Annotated in this window: 19 protein-coding genes; 5 read left to right on the top strand and 14 right to left on the bottom strand. The window is 65.4% G+C overall.

Annotation, left to right across the window (positions count from 1 at the left end; all coding sequences use genetic code 11):
* Position 1 precedes the first annotated feature (1 nt).
* The gene (locus AB1451_01555) at positions 2-787 is read left to right on the top strand and encodes an SAM-dependent chlorinase/fluorinase (GenBank protein MEW6681599.1); all 786 of its coding nucleotides are present in this window, start codon (positions 2-4) and stop codon (positions 785-787) included.
* Here AB1451_01555 and pyk read toward each other — a convergent pair.
* Together pyk and AB1451_01545 are read right to left on the bottom strand one after the other, a co-directional pair.
* Positions 780-2189, bottom strand: a complete 1410-nt coding sequence (gene pyk, locus AB1451_01550) for a pyruvate kinase (GenBank protein ID MEW6681598.1) — start codon at positions 2187-2189, stop codon at positions 780-782. The genes AB1451_01555 and pyk overlap by 8 nt on opposite strands.
* A gap of 57 nt (positions 2190-2246) precedes the next feature.
* On the bottom strand, positions 2247-2693 hold the full coding sequence (locus AB1451_01545; protein ID MEW6681597.1) for a VOC family protein: 447 nt from the start codon (positions 2691-2693) through the stop codon (positions 2247-2249).
* 188 nt (positions 2694-2881) lie between these two features.
* Here AB1451_01545 and AB1451_01540 point away from each other — a divergent pair, with 188 nt between their 5' ends.
* The 4 genes from AB1451_01540 to AB1451_01525 all read left to right on the top strand — a co-directional run bounded on the left by AB1451_01540 (position 2882) and on the right by AB1451_01525 (position 5695).
* Entirely contained in the window at positions 2882-3271 is a 390-nt protein-coding gene (locus tag AB1451_01540) for a hypothetical protein (GenBank protein ID MEW6681596.1), read from the top strand.
* Positions 3272-3408: 137 nt separating this feature from the next.
* Complete coding sequence (locus AB1451_01535) at positions 3409-4959, top strand: tetratricopeptide repeat protein (protein MEW6681595.1); 1551 nt, start codon at positions 3409-3411, stop codon at positions 4957-4959.
* Positions 4960-5090: 131 nt separating this feature from the next.
* Positions 5091-5504: a hypothetical protein gene (locus AB1451_01530; GenBank protein ID MEW6681594.1), complete on the top strand. Its 414-nt coding sequence runs from the start codon at positions 5091-5093 to the stop codon at positions 5502-5504.
* Positions 5505-5563: 59 nt separating this feature from the next.
* A complete protein-coding gene (locus AB1451_01525; GenBank protein ID MEW6681593.1) occupies positions 5564-5695 on the top strand; it encodes a hypothetical protein in 132 nt (43 codons plus the stop codon).
* A 14-nt stretch (positions 5696-5709) separates the two neighbouring features.
* Here AB1451_01525 and AB1451_01520 read toward each other — a convergent pair whose 3' ends face one another.
* The 12 genes from AB1451_01520 to rfaE1 form a co-directional block, all read right to left on the bottom strand.
* Positions 5710-6339 (bottom strand): hypothetical protein, encoded by a 630-nt coding sequence (locus AB1451_01520; GenBank protein ID MEW6681592.1) that lies wholly within the window; start codon positions 6337-6339, stop codon positions 5710-5712.
* 56 nt (positions 6340-6395) lie between these two features.
* Positions 6396-7592: a DUF4388 domain-containing protein gene (locus tag AB1451_01515; protein MEW6681591.1), complete on the bottom strand. Its 1197-nt coding sequence runs from the start codon at positions 7590-7592 to the stop codon at positions 6396-6398.
* A 6-nt stretch (positions 7593-7598) separates the two neighbouring features.
* Positions 7599-9380, bottom strand: a complete 1782-nt coding sequence (locus AB1451_01510) for a tetratricopeptide repeat protein (GenBank protein ID MEW6681590.1) — start codon at positions 9378-9380, stop codon at positions 7599-7601.
* Positions 9381-9454: 74 nt separating this feature from the next.
* On the bottom strand, positions 9455-10072 hold the full coding sequence (plsY, locus tag AB1451_01505; GenBank protein ID MEW6681589.1) for a glycerol-3-phosphate 1-O-acyltransferase PlsY: 618 nt from the start codon (positions 10070-10072) through the stop codon (positions 9455-9457).
* Positions 10069-10638, bottom strand: a complete 570-nt coding sequence (gene pgsA, locus AB1451_01500; protein MEW6681588.1) for a CDP-diacylglycerol--glycerol-3-phosphate 3-phosphatidyltransferase — start codon at positions 10636-10638, stop codon at positions 10069-10071. The genes plsY and pgsA overlap by 4 nt, the downstream gene beginning before the upstream one ends.
* The gene (locus AB1451_01495; GenBank protein ID MEW6681587.1) at positions 10635-11594 is read right to left on the bottom strand and encodes a lysophospholipid acyltransferase family protein; all 960 of its coding nucleotides are present in this window, start codon (positions 11592-11594) and stop codon (positions 10635-10637) included. The genes pgsA and AB1451_01495 overlap by 4 nt, the downstream gene beginning before the upstream one ends.
* Positions 11591-12109, bottom strand: a complete 519-nt coding sequence (locus AB1451_01490) for an HAD-IIIA family hydrolase (protein MEW6681586.1) — start codon at positions 12107-12109, stop codon at positions 11591-11593. The genes AB1451_01495 and AB1451_01490 overlap by 4 nt, the downstream gene beginning before the upstream one ends.
* 11 nt (positions 12110-12120) lie before the next feature.
* Entirely contained in the window at positions 12121-13083 is a 963-nt protein-coding gene (locus AB1451_01485) for a KpsF/GutQ family sugar-phosphate isomerase (GenBank protein ID MEW6681585.1), read from the bottom strand.
* Positions 13083-13931: a 3-deoxy-8-phosphooctulonate synthase gene (gene kdsA, locus AB1451_01480; protein ID MEW6681584.1), complete on the bottom strand. Its 849-nt coding sequence runs from the start codon at positions 13929-13931 to the stop codon at positions 13083-13085. Before kdsA ends, AB1451_01485 begins: the two co-directional genes overlap by 1 nt.
* Positions 13928-15556, bottom strand: a complete 1629-nt coding sequence (locus AB1451_01475) for a CTP synthase (protein MEW6681583.1) — start codon at positions 15554-15556, stop codon at positions 13928-13930. Before AB1451_01475 ends, kdsA begins: the two co-directional genes overlap by 4 nt.
* A complete protein-coding gene (gene kdsB, locus AB1451_01470) occupies positions 15553-16320 on the bottom strand; it encodes a 3-deoxy-manno-octulosonate cytidylyltransferase (GenBank protein MEW6681582.1) in 768 nt (255 codons plus the stop codon). Before kdsB ends, AB1451_01475 begins: the two co-directional genes overlap by 4 nt.
* Positions 16317-17321, bottom strand: a complete 1005-nt coding sequence (gene rfaE1 / locus AB1451_01465) for a D-glycero-beta-D-manno-heptose-7-phosphate kinase (protein ID MEW6681581.1) — start codon at positions 17319-17321, stop codon at positions 16317-16319. Before rfaE1 ends, kdsB begins: the two co-directional genes overlap by 4 nt.
* Positions 17322-17349 lie beyond the last annotated feature (28 nt).

Below are 17349 nucleotides of genomic sequence, written 5' to 3'. Positions count from 1 at the left end.
GGTGGCTCTCGTGACGCTCACGACCGACTTCGGCGTCAAAGACCCGTGGGTCGGGAGCATGAAAGGCGTGATCCTGTCGATCTGCCCGGGGGCCGTCCTCGTCGATCTCAGCCACGAGATTCCTCGTCATGCCGTGGCCGGGGCCGCGTATGTTCTGAACCGGTGCCTGAAGTATTTCCCGCAACGAACCGTCCACCTGGCGGTGGTCGACCCCGGAGTCGGGAGCGCCCGCAGACCGCTGGTGTGTTCGGCTCATGGGCACTACCTGGTGGGACCCGACAACGGGATCTTTGCCGATCTCTGCCAAAGCGATCCAACCTCGGAGTGTTTCGAGATCGCGGCCCGCGAATTCCTGCGCACCCCACCGGCCGGAAGCCCGACCTTCCAGGGTCGTGACGTCTTCGCTCCCGCGGCCGCGCATCTGGCCCAAGGAGTTCCGTTGAGCGCATTCGGTCCTCGGGTATCCGATCCGGCCCGGATCAGGACGGCCCTGGCCGTATCGAGCGTGGAGGGAGAGATCGTCTGGATCGATCGGTTCGGCAATCTCATCAGCAACCTCCACCCGCTGGGACCGCCCGAGCATCACCTGGCGGTTGAAGTGATGGGTCGAAAGGCTCCGCTCGTGGGTCACTACGCGCAGGGGCCGCACGCACTGCCTGCCGCGCTCATCAACAGCGATCAGGTGGTGGAAATCTTCGTGAATCGGGGAGACGCCGCCGCGGCGCTCGGGGCCACGATCGGCACCCGAATCGCGCTGGTGAGCGCGCCGACTAGACCCGCTACGTAACCCGTACCACTTCGATGTGGTTGGTCGTCCCGGATTGTTTCCGGGGCGCGCCATAGGCGATCACGGCAAGATCTCCGGGCGCGACAAACCCCTCGGCCCGCGCCGCCTGGACGGATGTCGCGATCACCTCGTCCACGGTGTACACCTCGGGCACCGGCAGCGCGGTCGTTCCCCACGCGAGGGCCAGGCGACGCAGGACGCGCGGGTCGTGGGTCAGCGCGAGCACGGGCTGGGCGGGTCGCCGCGCAGCCACGCGCAGCGGGGTTTGCCCCGACCATGTCGGCACCAGGATCGCCGATGCGCCCACCTCGGATGCCAGGGCGCAGGCCGCGTGGGCGACCGCTCCCGGCACGGCCCGATCGCGACGCGCCAAGGTCATGAACCGCCCGCGATCGATGGCGCGTTCGGCGTGCTCGGCGATGCGCGACATGATTCGGACCGACTCGACCGGATAGTGGCCCGAGGCCGTTTCCTCGGACAGCATGATCGCGTCGGCCCCATCCAGCACCGCGGTCGCCACGTCGGTGACCTCGGCGCGGGTGGGCCGAGGCTGCGTGGTCATCGATTCCAGCATATGGGTTGCGACGATGACCGGCACGCTCAACGACAGGGCGCCGGTGACGATGTTTTTCTGAAGGAACGGCACCTCCTCGAGGGCGACCTCCACGCCCAGGTCGCCGCGCGCCACCATGGCGCCGTTCGACTCCGCGAGTACGGCGTCGAGCGCTTGGATGGCCTCGCGTTTTTCGATCTTGGCGATGAGGGGAATGGCGACGCCAGATTCCGACATCCATTCGCGCACGGCCCGAAGGTCTTCGGGCGTTCGCACGAACGACAACGCCAGCCAATCCAGTTCCTGTGCCAGCGCGAACCCGGCGTCTTCGCGGTCCTTCGCCGTGAAGGGATTGATCGCGAGCGCCCGGCCGGGAATGTTGATCCCTTTGTGCGAACCCAACAGCCCCCCCACGTGCACGCGGGTGTGCACCGCTCCCGTCGTGACCGACTCCACGAGCAGTTCGATCGCTCCGTCATTGAGCAGGATGGTCTCTCCGGGCTTGACCGCATCGGGTAATCCGGAAAAGCTGACCGACACGCCGCGCCAGTCTCCGCTGATCGGTTCCGTGGTCAGGGTGAAGGGATCTCCGGCGTTGAGGAAAACCGGAGGTTTCGACAAGGTCCCGGTGCGAAGCTTGGGACCGCACAAGTCGCCCAAGACCGCGACGTTCCGGCCAAGCTCCGCCGCGAGCTGGCGGATCCTGGCGATCCATTCGGCGTGCTGCGGGTGAGCGCCGTGGGAAAAGTTGATCCGAGCCACGTCCATCCCTGCTTGGATCATGCCGCGTAGGATCGAGGGATCTTCGCAGGCCGGCCCGATGGTGCACACGATCTTTGTCCGCCGCATGGGGCTCCTTCCCGATGGTCCGTGCGCGTCCGGCGTCGTGAAAACCTACGGCGCGGCTTACAGTCGAAGCGGCCGAATGGGGGAGAGGACCAGTTCAGGGTGATCGCGCCACGTCGAAGGATCGGCGTCTACGTACAATTCGACCTCGTTCCCGTCGGGATCTTTCAGGTACAGGCTTTGGCTGACCGTATGGTCGGACATCCCTTCGATGACCGTTCCGGCCCGTTCCAGCTCTTCCTTGGCGGTGCGGAGCTCGTCGAGGGTATCTCCGATCTTGATGCCGATGTGATAGAGCCCGATGCGCCGCCCGGTCGATGGTCCCGGAGCGTCTCCAACTTCGATCAGCAGCAGCTCGTGGTGGGTGCGGCCTCCGGTGAGCGCGGCGGCCCGGCCTCCGAAGATCCGGCCGACTTCGTGGAATCCCAGGAGGTCCCGGTAGAACCCGAGCGAACGATCGAGGTTCCTGACGTACCAGACCACGTGACCGAGGTACTGAGCCTTCACGCGCACATTATAGGTAACGCGAAACCATGAGGCAAGGCGGCGGAAAGCATCGGCAACACATCGCAAAGACCGCGCGTCGATTGATCGCGCTGGGGCCGTGTGCTACAATTCCGCGCCTATTTCCGTCACCTGGTGTCGATGCCAGCAGGTATCGAACCTCGTCACCGTTCAATGGATCGGAGGTTTTCATGGCCAAGTTATCGGAAGAAGCCAAAAAGAAGATTGCCGAGTCGGTCAAGCGGTCCTGGGCCGTTCGGCGGGCGAAACTTGCGACCGCCAAACCGGCGCCGACCAGTGCGGCGTCGACGAAAGGCGGAGAGGGGAAGGGGCGTCGGCGTCTGTCTGCCGACGCCAGGCGCAGAATCGCCGAAGCCGTCAAGCGCTCATGGGCCACGCGGCGCGCCGGTCGTCCCATTGCGGACCGGGGCATCTTGGCCGCCGTGGAGCGGGCGTCGCAGGCTCTCCGGTCACTGACGCTCGCTGATCTTCGTCCGCTCACCGGACGACGTGATGCCGCGGTCAGGCTGGACGAACTGGCCGCGCTTGCCTCCGACCTCAAACGTCTGATCACCCCCTAGGTTCAGTCCTCCGCTGACTCCTGCCCGGCCCAACCACCGATCTCGGTGGTTGGGCCGGGTCTTTTCTCCTTGTGAACGCCGGCTATACTTTCTCATGGTTTCCTATCCCGGATGCCTGCGGAGAGGTGAACGCGTCAATGATCAACCGGCGCTGCCCGACCACGGTGGCCGACGATTCGACGGCGTGTCGCGAGGACGGGGCGCCGCGTCGAACCCTCCGACTTCGGTCGCGGCTCGGGCTGTCAGCGTGGCTCGCAACGGTGCTGATTCCGACCGGACTGCTGTCCGTGTATTCGCTCGTCGCTCGGTTCGCGCCCGCGACGCCCCCGAACACCGTGCCGCAGGACTCGCGATCGGGCATCGCTTCCGAGGAACAGGCGCTCCCAGAAGCAACGGTCGCCGAGGGAGAACCGGAAGGTCTCGCGGCGGTGTCTCAACCCGTTTTACCCCTGATCCAGGCTGAGACCACGGAGAACGATCAGGTGGTTGAGGAGCTCCTGCGCCGCGGGAGCCAGGCCTTGGCCGATAACGCGTTCAAGGAGGCCGTCGGCCTGTTCACGTCGGCGTCCGCGGTTGATCCCTCAGGGCGGGCTCCGCATCGGGCGCTGGCCGAGGCGTTGGCGGCTTGGGGCTGGAGCGAGGTTGCGAACGGACGCTATGAGGCGGCGGTGGAGGTGTTTCGGCGCGGGATCCGCGTCGACGAGCGTCACGCGCCGGCGCTCGCCGGCTTGGGTTATGCCTATGCCCAGCTCCACCGAGACGACGAAGCCATTGCGGTGCTGGAGCGCGCAACCAAGGCAGATCCCTCAAACAGTCGTGTGCACGAGTTCTTGGGAGAGTTGTACGATCGCCGTAATGATCTCCACCGCGCCGCGGACTCGTATCGTCAGGCGCTGGCGCTCAGCCCCAACAATGCCGAGGTCGCCGCGCGCGTGGGGCGCCTCGAACGCGAACGAGCACGGCAGGATCCTTTCGTGCAAGCCGTGACCAGACACTTCACCATCCAGTTCGATGGACGCGAAAATCGAGAATTGTACCGAACCGCGCTGGGGATATTGGAGGAGGCCTACGGGGAGGTGGGCCGAACCCTCGGGTATTTCCCGGCCGAGCCCACGACCGTCATCCTATACAGTCAACAACAGTTCCAGGACATCACGCGCTTGCCGCAGTGGGCCGGCGCGGTGTTCGACGGCAAGATCCGCGTCCCCACCGATGGGTACGAGTCGCGGCCTGAGGTCTTCAGGCGTATCCTGTACCACGAATACGTCCACGCATGGATTCACGCCAAGACCGGCGGGGCGTTTGGTCGAGTGGCCGAGCTGCAGGCGCCGCGCGTTCCAGTGTGGCTGCACGAAGGCCTTGCCCAGTACTTCGAGCCTTCCTCCAACCGCGAAGTCGAGGATGATCGATTGGCGAGGGCTGCTCTGCGCGACGCCCTGATACCGCTTTCCTCTCTGGAAGGTTCGTTCATGCCTTTTGGCGCGGACCACGCGGCCGTCGCATACGCTCAAAGCCGATCGGTTGTGGCCTACCTCGTCGATCGCTACGGGATGGATCGCATCGATCGACTGCTCGACCAGTTGGCCGACTACCAACCGATCGATGCGGCTTGCCGCGAGGCATTCTTCATGCCCTGTGACCGCGTTCAGAACGCGTGGCAGGAAGCCCTGGTCGCCTCGCAGCCCTGAAAGGGTCGGTAGAAACTTACCCAGGGGTCTGCCGGGGTCTGGGCGCCGAGATTCGGCCGTCTGGTTGTCTTTCCGCTCCACGCTGTGGTATGCAGTACGCGCTGGCTTACCACCTACCGAGGAGGGCCCCCATGGACACGATCCGGAAGGTCGACTATTTCGCAATGGATGTCCCGCAAAAGGTCGGGGAGGGCGCGCGGGTGTTGAATCTGGTCCGAGACGCGGGCCTCAATCTCTTGGCGTTTACCGGGTTCCCCAGCGGGAGAAAGGCCCAGATCGATTTCATCCCCGAGGACCCCGGCGCGTTTCTGGCCATGGCAAAACGCGCTCGGCTCCGCGTCCGAGCCAAAAAGGCGGGCTTTCTGGTACAAGGCGACGACCACCCCGGCGCCATCGCCAACCTGATGAGCCGCCTGGCCCAGGCCAAAATCAACGTCACGGCCATTGACGCCGTGTGCGCGGGGCAGGGCCGTTATGGCGCCATATTCTGGGTCAAACCAGGGGATGTCAAGAAAGCGGCGACGACGTTGGGCGTGGTGCAGTAGCCCACCAGGGAATATCTAGGCTCGAGTCGCGGTCATGCTTCCAAAAGGGGGTGGCGACCGTGACGACGCGTTTCCTGCGCTGGTGGGCCCGGAGCGTGTTCCAGGTGAAGATCTGGTGGCTGGCGTCGGCCGGGAACCGCTTGGAGCGCCGGATCGAAGAACGAAAACGTCGCCCCCTTCGATCCCTCTGAGTCGCCAACCAGTCCTAACCTCTGCTGATCGCCTTTGCGTCCCGGTTAGAACCCTCTTCAGCAGCACCCTGTAACATCCACCGGTCCCAGTCCGAGACATTCGCCGCAGGCGAGAGGATCATCAGGAGATCGCCGCCCAGACCGACCGTGTCGGGCGTAACCGGTTGGATGGAGGATCCGCGCTTGATCGCGAAACAGACCCCGGCCGGAGGTCTGTCGGTCATGGGGCGGCCGCACCACGGAGACGAATCAGGGAGGGCTGTGACGTGGATCACCCACTCACCCGTGTGCAAGGCTCGCTCCAGGCGGCGCCACGGGAAGGGGGTGGCGGTCTCCGACAGGGTGGCGCCATATCGATCCCGCAGTCGCCGTTGCTCAGCCTGGAGACGGTCGATCTCCGCCAAGACCAGGGATGTTTCCGGAGTCCGCTCAACCGAGATCCCGTCGCGAAGCAGTTCCAGACCCATGCGGCCGAGCCGCTCGTACTGGCTGGTCTCTCGTTCGGCCAAGCGGGTCAATACGCGATAATGGCGAAGCCGTGAGCGGGTTTGCTGCGCCTCGTCAACGACCTCCCAGAAGATCCGGTTGACCGCGTTGCCCAAGACCACGATGTCATCAGCTACATAATTTATGAAATTAGTCATAGCGTTATATCGATTAGCTGCTGTAATTATTTATATAAAAAGATGTCTGATAAGGCCTATTCTGTAAAATTATTGGCTTCGCCAAACGACCATTCGGCGGACACTGTAGCAGTAACCGGATCGTAGATCCACGATTTTCCCCACGCATCCGACAGCGGCCAGTTTGCCGCTCCATAGGCCACGATCGGCTCGAAGATCGAGCGTGGAGCGTTTCCACGGTCAGCCCTCCACACGCGGATCAGTTCTCGGAGGCTCTCCAGGTGGTGCGGTTGGATCACGAGTCGGACTGCGAGGAGATCGGACTCGATCTGGGCCCCGAGTTGATCCCCGGCCCGGTCCGCGTACCAGAAAGGTCCGGCCGTCAATGCGCCGATTAGGACGAGATTCGCCGTCCACCGGACGCCTGTCGAGAGCCAAGCCAGAATCCGCCTCGGTTCAACGCCGGCGTCGTGAATGTCCTCCTTGACCTCGGGGAGACCGACCGGCACCACCAGTCCCGCGGTAAGAAGGTTTGCCAGCCCCTTACAGACCTCGAACTCTCCCAGTTGGACGAGTTCGATGATCTGAGACACCCGGTGGGTGCCGTTCACCGCGTGGTACACGGTGATTTCATCCGACGAGAACCGCCCTTCAGACTCCACGTCCAGGTCAGCCAGCGGATCGTCGCCCGTTGCTGGTGCCTTGGGTACGGCCGCCTGCTCGATTTCACCCTCTTTCCCCGGAACCTTGGCGAAGGCCATCTCGAGCGACGGAATCTTCTTCTCGATATACGGCCACTCATCGAGTCGGCGGACCCCTTCCATCAAGATATGCTCGGTACTGATCGGTTCCAGATACTCCTTCGGATACGAGACCGGTTGCTGGTCGAAGGCGTATCGTCCCTCTTTCCACCGAAACAGCCGGTACACGGCTTCCAGCGTTTGAAGCCTCAGGGCCCGCCTGAGGTCATCTGGACTCAGAAACCCCTCGGACACCAGGACCTGGCCCAAATACTCGCCGCGTTCCTGTTGAATCTTGAGCGCGGTGGCGAGTTGATGAGGCGTGATCCGCTTCGCTCTGACCAGGACATCACCGATGCGCTCCACTCCGTCTCGGTCATCGGATTGGGCCGCGACCACCATCCCCTTCAAGAATCCGACCGTGGCTTTGCGCGACTGGTGCTGGACGGTCATGATTCCGCTTTTCTGCTGGACGTGAATCAGTTGGAAGATGTCGGACAGCCCGAAATCTTTGATCGATCCTTCGAGCGACATCGCGGGTTACCCACGCTCCTGCGGCAATGCTGATTCCGATCGGGGCCAGTCCAGCTTCAGAAGGTGCCGTACCCCTATGAGCAACAGCATCGTCAGCCCCACTGCGATCGGGGCCCACGTCGTGTACCACGGAAGCGGGACGAGACGAAGGTCCGTGGTGGTCCACCCCACCTCGCGGAGCAGACCGATCCAGAGCAGGCCCCAGCCGGCGAAGGCGAATACCAAACCCCACAGGGGTCGGCCGACGGAGAGATGTCCCAACCCGGGCACCAACGACAGCAACGCGGCCACGCGGCGCCGCACTTCCCAACGTCGCAGGACCTGCGGCAGCGTGGCCTGGGTCGTGAATTTGGCGCCTTTGGCGTGTGCCTTCCAGCACGACGGGCACAGTTTCAGGTCGAGGAAGTAGCGCTGGCAATGCCGGCACACGGCTGTTCCACACGCCGCGCAGGGAGCCGCCGGTTGGTTGGGAAACCACCTCCCCACCACCCAACAGCCGACGAACAGCCCCAACGCGCCGACCGTGGCCATTGGCGACACATGACGCGAGAGGTGGGTGACGGCGTCGGCGACCCCCGGCGGAAGCGCGCGCGGCTCAAAGGCCGCGGCGAAGAGCTCCTGATGCGTCGTGGGATAGTCCGCCACCAGAAAGACCCCGCCGCGACGTGAACGCTCCGCGTAACGGTCCAGCAGGCCGGCGTCAATGGCGCGAGCCTCTTGGTAACGCGCCTCCCCTTCCTCAAACCGGAGGTCGGCACGATACGCCTGACTCAGGTTGTAGAGAATCGGAATCGACGTCGGCTCCGATCGGCGCGCCTGCTCATAGTGCTGAACGGCTCGGTCGTATTCGTGGCGATGGAACAAGACGTTGCCGTATCCGGTCAGCAGCCTCGGATCACCGGGCCAACGCACGAGCGCCTCCTCGAAGAGCGTCGCGGCTTCATCCAGGCGGCCGGAACGCACCAGCGCGGTTGCACGCGCGGCCGCGCCCTCGGGCGAGTCCACGACCACTGATTCGGACAACATATCGCCCGCGTCGCGCCCTTCGGCTACGTCGACCAGGAGCCGAAACTCGTTGCTGTGATCAACCGTCAGGACGGGTACGGCATACGGCCACAGAAACGAAACCGAGACTCCCATCACCGCGAGCACGGTCAGCGCCAGGCGCTCGCGGACGGACAAAAACCACCACACGACCGCGGCGGGTGCGAGCACGAGCCAGGCTCCCCATCGCACCGCGGCAAGCGGCAGGATCAGGATCCACGCGGCCGCGAGCCACGCCGTCGGCCGGAACACGCGACGCCCGCTCCATTCCGCGAGCAAGTGCCCCAACAGCGGGACGGTTCGGATCAGAAACCACGCCACGACGAGAACGGCGACCGACGCCACGCTGAACAGGGCGGCCGCGATCAGCCGATCGATCCGATACAGCAGGGACCAAAAGTCCGATATCGACGCTTTCCACGCCGCGGCCCACGCTTTGGCGCTGGCCAGCACATCGGGATCTGGTCCGGCCAACCATGCCTGCGCGAGCCACGCGTGCGGAGCCACCAACTCGGGAGAGAGCTCGGCCGCGATTTGCGCGATCCGGATCGCGGTTCCGGTCTCCGAGCGCGCGCGCAGGGCGTCCGCATCGCGAAGCATGACCAGACTCAACTCCGGCGCTTGCAGGGTCTCGGCGTTTTGCGCGGCTTCCCGTAAGGCCTTGGCCGCGGTCACGATGTCGTCGGGTCGCGACGACTCCACGGCCTGGCGATAGTCTTGCCAGGCCGTGCCCAGCGGGATCACCGGGGCCGCAAGGGCAAGAACCGGGACGAGGATCAGCCCGAGGAACCCCGCGCACAGGGCCCCGGCCCACGCCGTCAGAGTGCGCGGCCGTCCAGTCTGGACTCGGTCCCTTGCGCCAACCGGAGGATGTTGTCGCGATGCCGGATCACCACCACCGCCGCTACGATAAACGAGAAGGTCTTGACGTTCGGGACCCGGAGCAGGGTGGCCGCGATCGGCAAGACCAGCGCCGCCACCACGCTGGCGAGCGACACGTAACGAGACCAGGCCAGCACCGTCCCCCACACCACACCCGCCCCGAGCGCGAGCAGCGGTGACAGGCCCCCCAGGGCACCGATCCCGGTGGCCACCCCTTTGCCTCCCCGAAAACGCGTCCAGACCGGGAAGGTGTGGCCGAGCACAACGGCGATTCCTGCGACTTGTGTCCACGGTGTCGTGTGGTCCGGTATCCAAAACTCGGCCGTCCAGACCGCAATGAGTCCTTTGCCTGCGTCCAGAACCAAGGTGGCGGCCGCGGCGCCCCTTCCAGCGACCCTCAGAACGTTCGTGCACCCGATGTTCCCGCTTCCCCTCGTCCGTGGATCCGCGGCTCCGACCCATCGAGCGACGAGCACGCCGAAGGGAATCGTGCCAATGATATACGCGATCAGCGTAATCGCCAAGCCGGCCACGAGCGGCGACTGCGCGGTCACCTGGCGGTTTCGGGACGGAACGACCGGCTGTACGCGAGGGCGTATTGGCTGGCGGACAGGAGGGCCAGTATCGTGGCCGCGATCAGGAGCGCGAGCCCCACCGGATGACTCCAGGCGGGAAGCGCTGGTTCGAGGATGAGGACGAGAATGGCCGCCGTTTGAGCGCCCATCTTCAATTTGCCGAGGCGCTCCGCAGGGATCACCTGCCCGCCCATAGCCGCGACCGCCCGCAGCGCGGTGACGGCGAACTCGCGGGCAAGCAAGAGAATCACGAGCCACCCCGGCGCACGGCCGGCTTCCACCAAGACAACCAGAGCCGCCAACACGAGTAACTTGTCCGCAACCGGATCGAGGAGCTTGCCGAGGTCCGTGATTTGTTGTCTTCGACGGGCCATGTATCCGTCCAACCAGTCCGTCAGCGAGGCCAGGCCAAAGACCGCCGCCGTCACCGCGGCGATGGTGGGCGTATCTTCCAGCGCCGCCAGGGCCACGAACACGGGGATCAGGCAGAGACGAGACAGCGTCAATGCATTGGGCAGGTTGAGCGCTGGTTCCCGGCGGCTCATGCCGAACTGGCCCATGCGGTGTGCGAATTTGGTGCGGTGGCTTCGTTCGGGGGCACTGCTGCGGGCCGCCGCTTCCAGCGGCGATGGAACCACACCCACTGGTCGGGAAAAGAACGAATGTGTCGTTCGATGAGGCTGGTAAACAACGCGGTGTTTTCCACCACGTCGCGTTCGTGGTCGCCGGTTCGAATTAAGGCGATCGGGCCCTCCACCACCAGCCGATGACGGACCGCACCCTCCCGCACCAGAAATCCGCACACGACCGCGGCGCCGGTTCGGAGCGCCAGCGCAGCGGCTCCGGTCGGTGTGTAGGCCGGCCGGCCGAAAAACGGGACGAACGCCCCATCCACGTCAGTATCCTGGTCGATCAACATGCCCAAGAAGGCGTTGCGCCGCAGGGCGGACAATAGTTGACGGGCGGCTGAAGCGCTGCCGCGGGCGATGGTTTCCACCCCCTGCGCGGCCCGGGCTGCGATCAGCAGATCGTCCAGCCGAGGGTCGTAGACCGGCGTCGCCACCACGGTGGCGGGATAACCCCGCCGGGCGACCAGTGCGGCCAGCAGTTCCCAATTTCCGGTGTGGCCGGTGACGAACACCACGCCCCGCCCGCCGGCGAGCGCGTCGCGAAGCCGGGATTCGTCCTCGATCGCGCACCACTCTTCGATCCGGGTCCGCCGACGCCTGAACAACATCAGCATCTCCATGGCCGAACGGCCGAGGTTGATCATGGCGGCCCGACCGATGGCGGCACGGTCTCGCTCGGTCAAGTGCGGAAACGCCGCGGTCAAGTTCTCCATCGCCAGGCGGCGCGCGGATGGGAGCATCCGCCACGCCCAGGCACCGAGTCTCGTCCCAACGGCGACGCCGAGCCGCCACGGAATCAACGCCGCGATCATGCCAGCCGCCGCCACGCCCCAGACGATGCTTCGCCGAAGAACGCGTTGCCGCATGGTCATGGGGCGCGAATCCCCTTGGCGCGGAGGAGGAGATCGCACACTTCGCGCACCGCCCCGTCCCCGCCTCGCCGGCTGGTGGTGTAGTGGGCCGATCGCTTGACCGCGTCGTGTCCGTTGCGGACCGCCACGGCAAACCCGACCCGTTTCATGATGTGGAGATCCGGAACGTCGTCTCCGATGTACGCGACGTCCTGATCGCGCAACCGCCGACGCGCGAGCAACTTTTCGTAGACCTTGAGTTTATCCTCCGCTCCTTGGTGAACCTCGAGGATCCCGAGCTCCGTCGCGCGACGCTCGACGATCGGCGAATGCCGACCGCTCAGAATTCCGACGTCGACGCCCGCGCGGACGAGTTGTTTGATCCCGTGGCCGTCATGGATGTGAAACGACTTCACTTCGTGTCCTTCGCTGGTGAAGGTGACGAGCCCATCGGTGAGTACCCCGTCGACATCCAGGAGCAGAAACGCCACGCCCTTGGCTCTGGCGATGATCCGGCCCGACGGAGCGGCAGCCATCTCGGCCCGGCTCAGGCGATGCCGGCCTTGAGGAGGTCGTGCAGGTGGACGACGCCTTCCACCCGGCCATCGGCGTCTGCCACCACGAGAGCGGTGATCGCGAATCGTTCCATCTGCGCCAACCCCTCCGCAGCCAGGGCCGACGCGAGAATCGTTTTGGGGCGAGCCGTCATCACCGTGCTCGCGGTTCGCGCGAGGAGATTGTCCCCTCCCTGCTCCAGGACCCGGCGCAGGTCTCCGTCGGTGACCACCCCGAGCAAGCGGCCGGAGGGGTCCACCACCGTGGTCATTCCGAGCTTTTTGGAGCTGATCTCGTAGATCACGTCCCGCAACAACGTCCCCGGACCGACTTTCGGGACGTGCTCGTCCCGGTGCATCAGTTGCTCGACCGTCAGCAGCAGGCGCCGGCCCAGGGCGCCGCCTGGATGGTATCGGGCAAAGTCCTCCGGCCGGACCCCGCGGTGTTCGAGCAGCGCCATGGCCAGGGCGTCGCCGAGCGCCAACGCGGCGGTCGTACTCGACGTGGGCGCGAGGGCGAGCGGACAGGCTTCCTCGGCCACGCTCACGTCCAACACCACGTCGCTCGCTTTGGCCAGCGACGAACGCGCGTTGCCGGTCAGACCGATCAAGGGCAGATCCAGTCGTTTGATCGCGGGGATGATGGCCAGCAGTTCGTCGGTCTCGCCGCTGTTGGACAGGGCCACGACCGCGTCGCCGCGCGAGAGCATTCCCAGGTCCCCATGGATTCCTTCGGCGGGGTGCAGGAACGCGGACGGCGCACCGATACTGGCGAGCGTCGCCGCGATCTTGCGGCCGATGAGGCCTGATTTGCCCATGCCGGTCACGATGATCCGGCCGCGGCAGTCGTGCAGAACGCGGACGGCCCGCTCGAAGCGCTCATCGAGGCGGTCCATCAGGGACAGGATCGCCTTGGCTTCGATTTCGAGAACCTGCCGGCCCCTGGCGAGGATCATCACCCGTTGGTCGGGATCGGGCGGCCCGACCCGACGGCTTCGCGAATGCGGACCAGCTGACCGAGCAGGTCTTCCAGTTGATCCAGCGGCACCATATTGGGTCCGTCGGACGGCGCGTGATCGGGGTCCGGATGGACTTCCATGAACAGGCCGTCGCAGCCCACGGCCACGGCCGCCCGCGCCAGCGGCGCCACGAACTCGCGCTGGCCGGTCGACGCGTTGCCGGCTCCGCCCGGCAACTGCACGCTGTGTGTGGCGTCGAACACCACCGGATAGCCCCATTGGCGCATGATGGGCAGGCTGCGAAAGTCAGAGACCAGGTTATTGTACCCGAAGCTCGCCCCGCGTTCGGTGAGCAGAATCTTGTGGTTGCCGGTGGAGGCGATCTTCTCGACCGCGTGCCGCATGTCCCAGGGCGCCAGGAACTGGCCTTTCTTCACGTTGACGGTCTTCCCGGTGTGACCCGCGGCCACCAGGAGGTCGGTTTGGCGGCAGAGAAACGCGGGAATCTGCAGGACGTCCAAGACGTTCGCGGCGGCTCGCACGTCGTCCACGCCGTGAACGTCCGACAACACCGGCACCCCGATCGTGTCCCGCACGCGTTCGAGAATCCGGAGCCCTTCGTCCATGCCCAGACCACGGAACGAGGCGATCGACGTCCGGTTGGCTTTGTCATACGAGGACTTGAAGATGAAGGGTAGCCCGAGCTTGGACGTGATGTGCTGCACGCGTTCGGCCACGGTCAAACACAGCGATTCGTTCTCCACGACGCAGGGGCCGGCGATCACGAACAACGGACCGTCGGAACCCAGGCGCAGGTGGCGGACCCCGACGACGCGGGGCGTCACCGCCCGCTCCCCGCGGAGCCACGCTGGCCGGAGGTTTCCCGGCGGGCGAGCGCGGCTCCGATGAAGGCCGCGAACAACGGGTGAGGCGCGATGGGCCGCGATCGGAACTCCGGGTGAAATTGCACGCCCACGAACCACGGGTGCGCCGGCAGCTCCACGATCTCCACCAAGTCGCGTTGCGGGTTGATCCCGCTGAACAACATGCCCGCGCGCTCGAAGCGATCGCGGTAGGCGTTGTTGAACTCGTACCGGTGCCGATGGCGCTCCGTGACCTCTTCACGGTCGTACGCCGCAAACGCACGGCTGCCTTTGCGGACGCGACACGGATAGGCGCCCAACCGCATGGAGCCGCCCTTTGCCGCCACGGCGTGTTGATCAGGCATCAGATCGATGACGGGGTCGGGTGAGGCTTCGAACTCCGTGCTGTTGGCCCCGGCGAGTCCCAGGGCGTGCCGCCCGTACTCGATGACCGCACACTGCATGCCCAGACAAATTCCGAGGAACGGCACCCCCCGCTCCCGCGCGTACCGGATCGCCTCGATTTTGCCTTCGATCCCCCGGTTTCCGAATCCTGGGGCGACCAGAATCCCGTCGATGTCGGCGAGGAGCGGCTCGGGACCGTCGGTGACCACGCTTTCCGCGTCGATCCATTGAATGTCTACCCGCGCGGTGTGGGCGAACCCGCCGTGGTGCAGCGCCTCGGACAGGCTTTTGTAGGAATCCTTGAGGCCGAGGTACTTGCCGATCAGGGCGATCTTCACCGAGGCGTGCGGATGTTTGATCCGTTCGACCAGTTGCTCCCACGCGGCGAGATTCGCGGGCCGCGAAGGAAGATGCAGATGGCGGGCGATCAACTCGTCGAGCCCTTGCTGGTGAAAGACCAGCGGCACGTCGTAAATCGTTTCGACGTCGCGCGCGGCGATCACCGCGTCGCGATCCACGCTGCAGAACAAGGCGATCTTGGCCTTCAACTCGTCCGGCAAGGGGCGTTCCGTGCGACAGAGCAGGATGTGCGGCTGGATACCGATCTCTCGCAACTTGTTGACGCTGTGTTGGGTGGGCTTGGTCTTGAGTTCGCCCGACGCCGCGACGTAGGGAATGAGGGTCAAATGCACGTAGACCACGTTTTCCCGGCCCACGTCAAAGGGAAACTGGCGGATCGCCTCCAAGAACGGAAGGCTCTCGATGTCGCCCACCGTCCCGCCGATCTCGACGATGACCACGTCCACGCCGTCACCCAACGCGGTGATGGAGCGTTTGATCTCGTCGGTGATGTGCGGCACCACCTGCACGGTTCCTCCCAGGTAGTCGCCCCGCCGCTCCTTTTGGATGACGTTGTAGTAGATCCGGCCGGTGGTGTAGTTGTTCTGCCGACCGGTGGTCACCGTGGTGAAACGTTCGTAGTGCCCAAGATCGAGGTCCGTCTCCGTCCCGTCTTCGGTGACGAAGACCTCGCCGTGTTGGTACGGATTCATGGTGCCGGGATCGACGTTGATGTACGGATCCAGTTTGAGAAACGCGACCTTCAACCCGCGGCTTTCGAGCAGGTTGCCGATCGAGGCGGACGCCAAGCCCTTGCCCAACGACGACACCACCCCACCCGTGATGAATAGATATTTGGTCATACCGTCCTCCCCCCTGTCGCCGGCCTCGCGACGCCAGCCCGCGCCTGCTCAAGGTCCTCGGGTGTGTTGACTTCCAGCGTGGCCTCGGCGGTCACAACCACCCGAATGGGACAGCCGTTCTCCAACGCTCGGAGCTGTTCCAGTTTTTCCAGATCCTCCAGGCGGCCCTTGGGCCAACCCGCGAACGCAACGAGGACGTCGCGGCGATACCCATAGAGCCCGAAGTGCTGGAAATACGTCTCCGCGGGAAGGACATCCAGACCTCGATCGGCGCGCTCCCGGATGAACGGAATCGGCGATCGAGAAAAGTACAGCGCGTTACCGTGGCGGTCCATCACCACTTTCACGACGTGGGGATTGTAGACGTCCGCCGCCTCGGTGATGGGCCGGGCCAGGGTCGACAGACGCACCGCCGGATCGTCGAACGCACGGACCGCGGCCTCGATCATGGTGGGCGGCGCGAACGGCAGATCACCCTGCAGGTTCACGTACACGTCGGCGGGGTGTTGAGCCGCCACCTCCGCCAGCCGGTCGGTCCCGCTGGGGTGCGAGGGAGACGTCATGACCGCCCGCCCCCCGAATGACTCCACGACCCGGACGATCCGCTGGTCGTCGGTGGCCACCACAACCTGGTCCACGCCGCGCGCGGCGCACCCGCGTTCCCACACGCGTTGGATCATGGGTTTGCCCCCGATATCGACCAGGGGCTTGGCGGGCAGGCGGGTGGAAGAGTACCGAGCCGGGATAACGACCAGAACCTTCACCGCGCGGTCTCCGCGAGATACGCATCGAGTTGCCGCTGAAGCGCGGACGGGGTCACGGCGGCGGTGCCCACGACGCCCACCACGTACCCCGCCGCGCAGTTGGCAAGCCGCGCTGCTTCGGCCAGCGGGGCGCCAACCGACCGCGCCGCAGCCAGGGTGGCGATCACGGTATCGCCGGCGCCGGTGACGTCGAACACCTGTTTGGCGACGGTGGGGATGTGCGTGACGCCTCCGTCGCGTTCGAAGAGCGACATCCCCTGTTCGCCCCGCGTGATGAGCACGGCCGCCACCCGCAAACGATCCAGCAGCGCGCGGCCCGCCCGGGACAGGCTCTCGGCATCGACGATCTCCACGCCACTGGCCTGTGACGCTTCGAGGTGATTGGGGGTGACCACGTGCACGCCGGCAAAATACGACATATTGGAGACCTTGGGATCCACGAGAATTTCAACGCCCCGCGCCGCGGCGGCGCGTCGGACGCGGTCCATCACCTCGGACGACACCACGCCTTTGGCGTAGTCGGAGACGACCAAGCAGTTGGCGCCGTCCATCCGCGCTTCCACGGCCTCGACCAACGCCGCGCGGGTTTTGGCGCCGAGGGCGTCACGCTGCTCGCGATCCACGCGGACGACCTGTTGTTGGTGCGCGATGACTCGCGTTTTTTGCGTGGTGGGCCGCCCGCTTTCGGCAATCACGCCGTCCAGCGTTCCTCCCCGGCTCCGCAGCAGATCGATCAGCGCGGTTCCGGCGTCGTCGTCTCCGACCACGCCGCACAGCGACACCGAGGCCCCCAAGGAGAGGAGATTCAGGAAGACGTTGCCGGCGCCGCCCAGGAGCACCGACTCGGAGGTCACCTCCACGACCGGGACCGGGGCCTCCGGGGAGACCCGGGAGACCCGCCCCCAGATAAAGCGGTCGAGCATCAGGTCGCCCAGAACCACGACCCGCGCGCGGGACAACCCGGCCGCCCACTCACGAAGATGCGTGCTGTCCGTGTTCATAACCGACCGCCGGAGCGTACCACACTTC

Source organism: Nitrospirota bacterium (assembly GCA_040757335.1).
In the GTDB taxonomy this organism is placed as follows: domain Bacteria; phylum Nitrospirota; class Nitrospiria; order 2-01-FULL-66-17; family 2-01-FULL-66-17; genus JBFLXB01.
Note: the sequence above shows the minus strand (reverse complement) of the source record. Positions and strands in the feature narration are given on the sequence as shown.

What these genes read in the sequence shown, in the direction of transcription:
- rfaE1 (MEW6681581.1), bottom strand. Translation starts at nt 17,321, where the DNA reads ATGAACACGGACAGCACGCATCTTCGTGAGTGGGCGGCCGGGTTGTCC.
- pyk (MEW6681598.1), bottom strand. Translation starts at nt 2,189, where the DNA reads ATGCGGCGGACAAAGATCGTGTGCACCATCGGGCCGGCCTGCGAAGAT.
- AB1451_01495 (MEW6681587.1), bottom strand. Translation starts at nt 11,594, where the DNA reads ATGACCATGCGGCAACGCGTTCTTCGGCGAAGCATCGTCTGGGGCGTG.
- AB1451_01530 (MEW6681594.1), top strand. Translation starts at nt 5,091, where the DNA reads ATGGACACGATCCGGAAGGTCGACTATTTCGCAATGGATGTCCCGCAA.
- AB1451_01485 (MEW6681585.1), bottom strand. Translation starts at nt 13,083, where the DNA reads ATGATCCTCGCCAGGGGCCGGCAGGTTCTCGAAATCGAAGCCAAGGCG.
- AB1451_01490 (MEW6681586.1), bottom strand. Translation starts at nt 12,109, where the DNA reads ATGGCTGCCGCTCCGTCGGGCCGGATCATCGCCAGAGCCAAGGGCGTG.
- AB1451_01520 (MEW6681592.1), bottom strand. Translation starts at nt 6,339, where the DNA reads ATGACTAATTTCATAAATTATGTAGCTGATGACATCGTGGTCTTGGGC.
- pgsA (MEW6681588.1), bottom strand. Translation starts at nt 10,638, where the DNA reads ATGAGCCGCCGGGAACCAGCGCTCAACCTGCCCAATGCATTGACGCTG.
- AB1451_01515 (MEW6681591.1), bottom strand. Translation starts at nt 7,592, where the DNA reads ATGTCGCTCGAAGGATCGATCAAAGATTTCGGGCTGTCCGACATCTTC.
- AB1451_01535 (MEW6681595.1), top strand. Translation starts at nt 3,409, where the DNA reads ATGATCAACCGGCGCTGCCCGACCACGGTGGCCGACGATTCGACGGCG.
- AB1451_01475 (MEW6681583.1), bottom strand. Translation starts at nt 15,556, where the DNA reads ATGACCAAATATCTATTCATCACGGGTGGGGTGGTGTCGTCGTTGGGC.
- AB1451_01540 (MEW6681596.1), top strand. Translation starts at nt 2,882, where the DNA reads ATGGCCAAGTTATCGGAAGAAGCCAAAAAGAAGATTGCCGAGTCGGTC.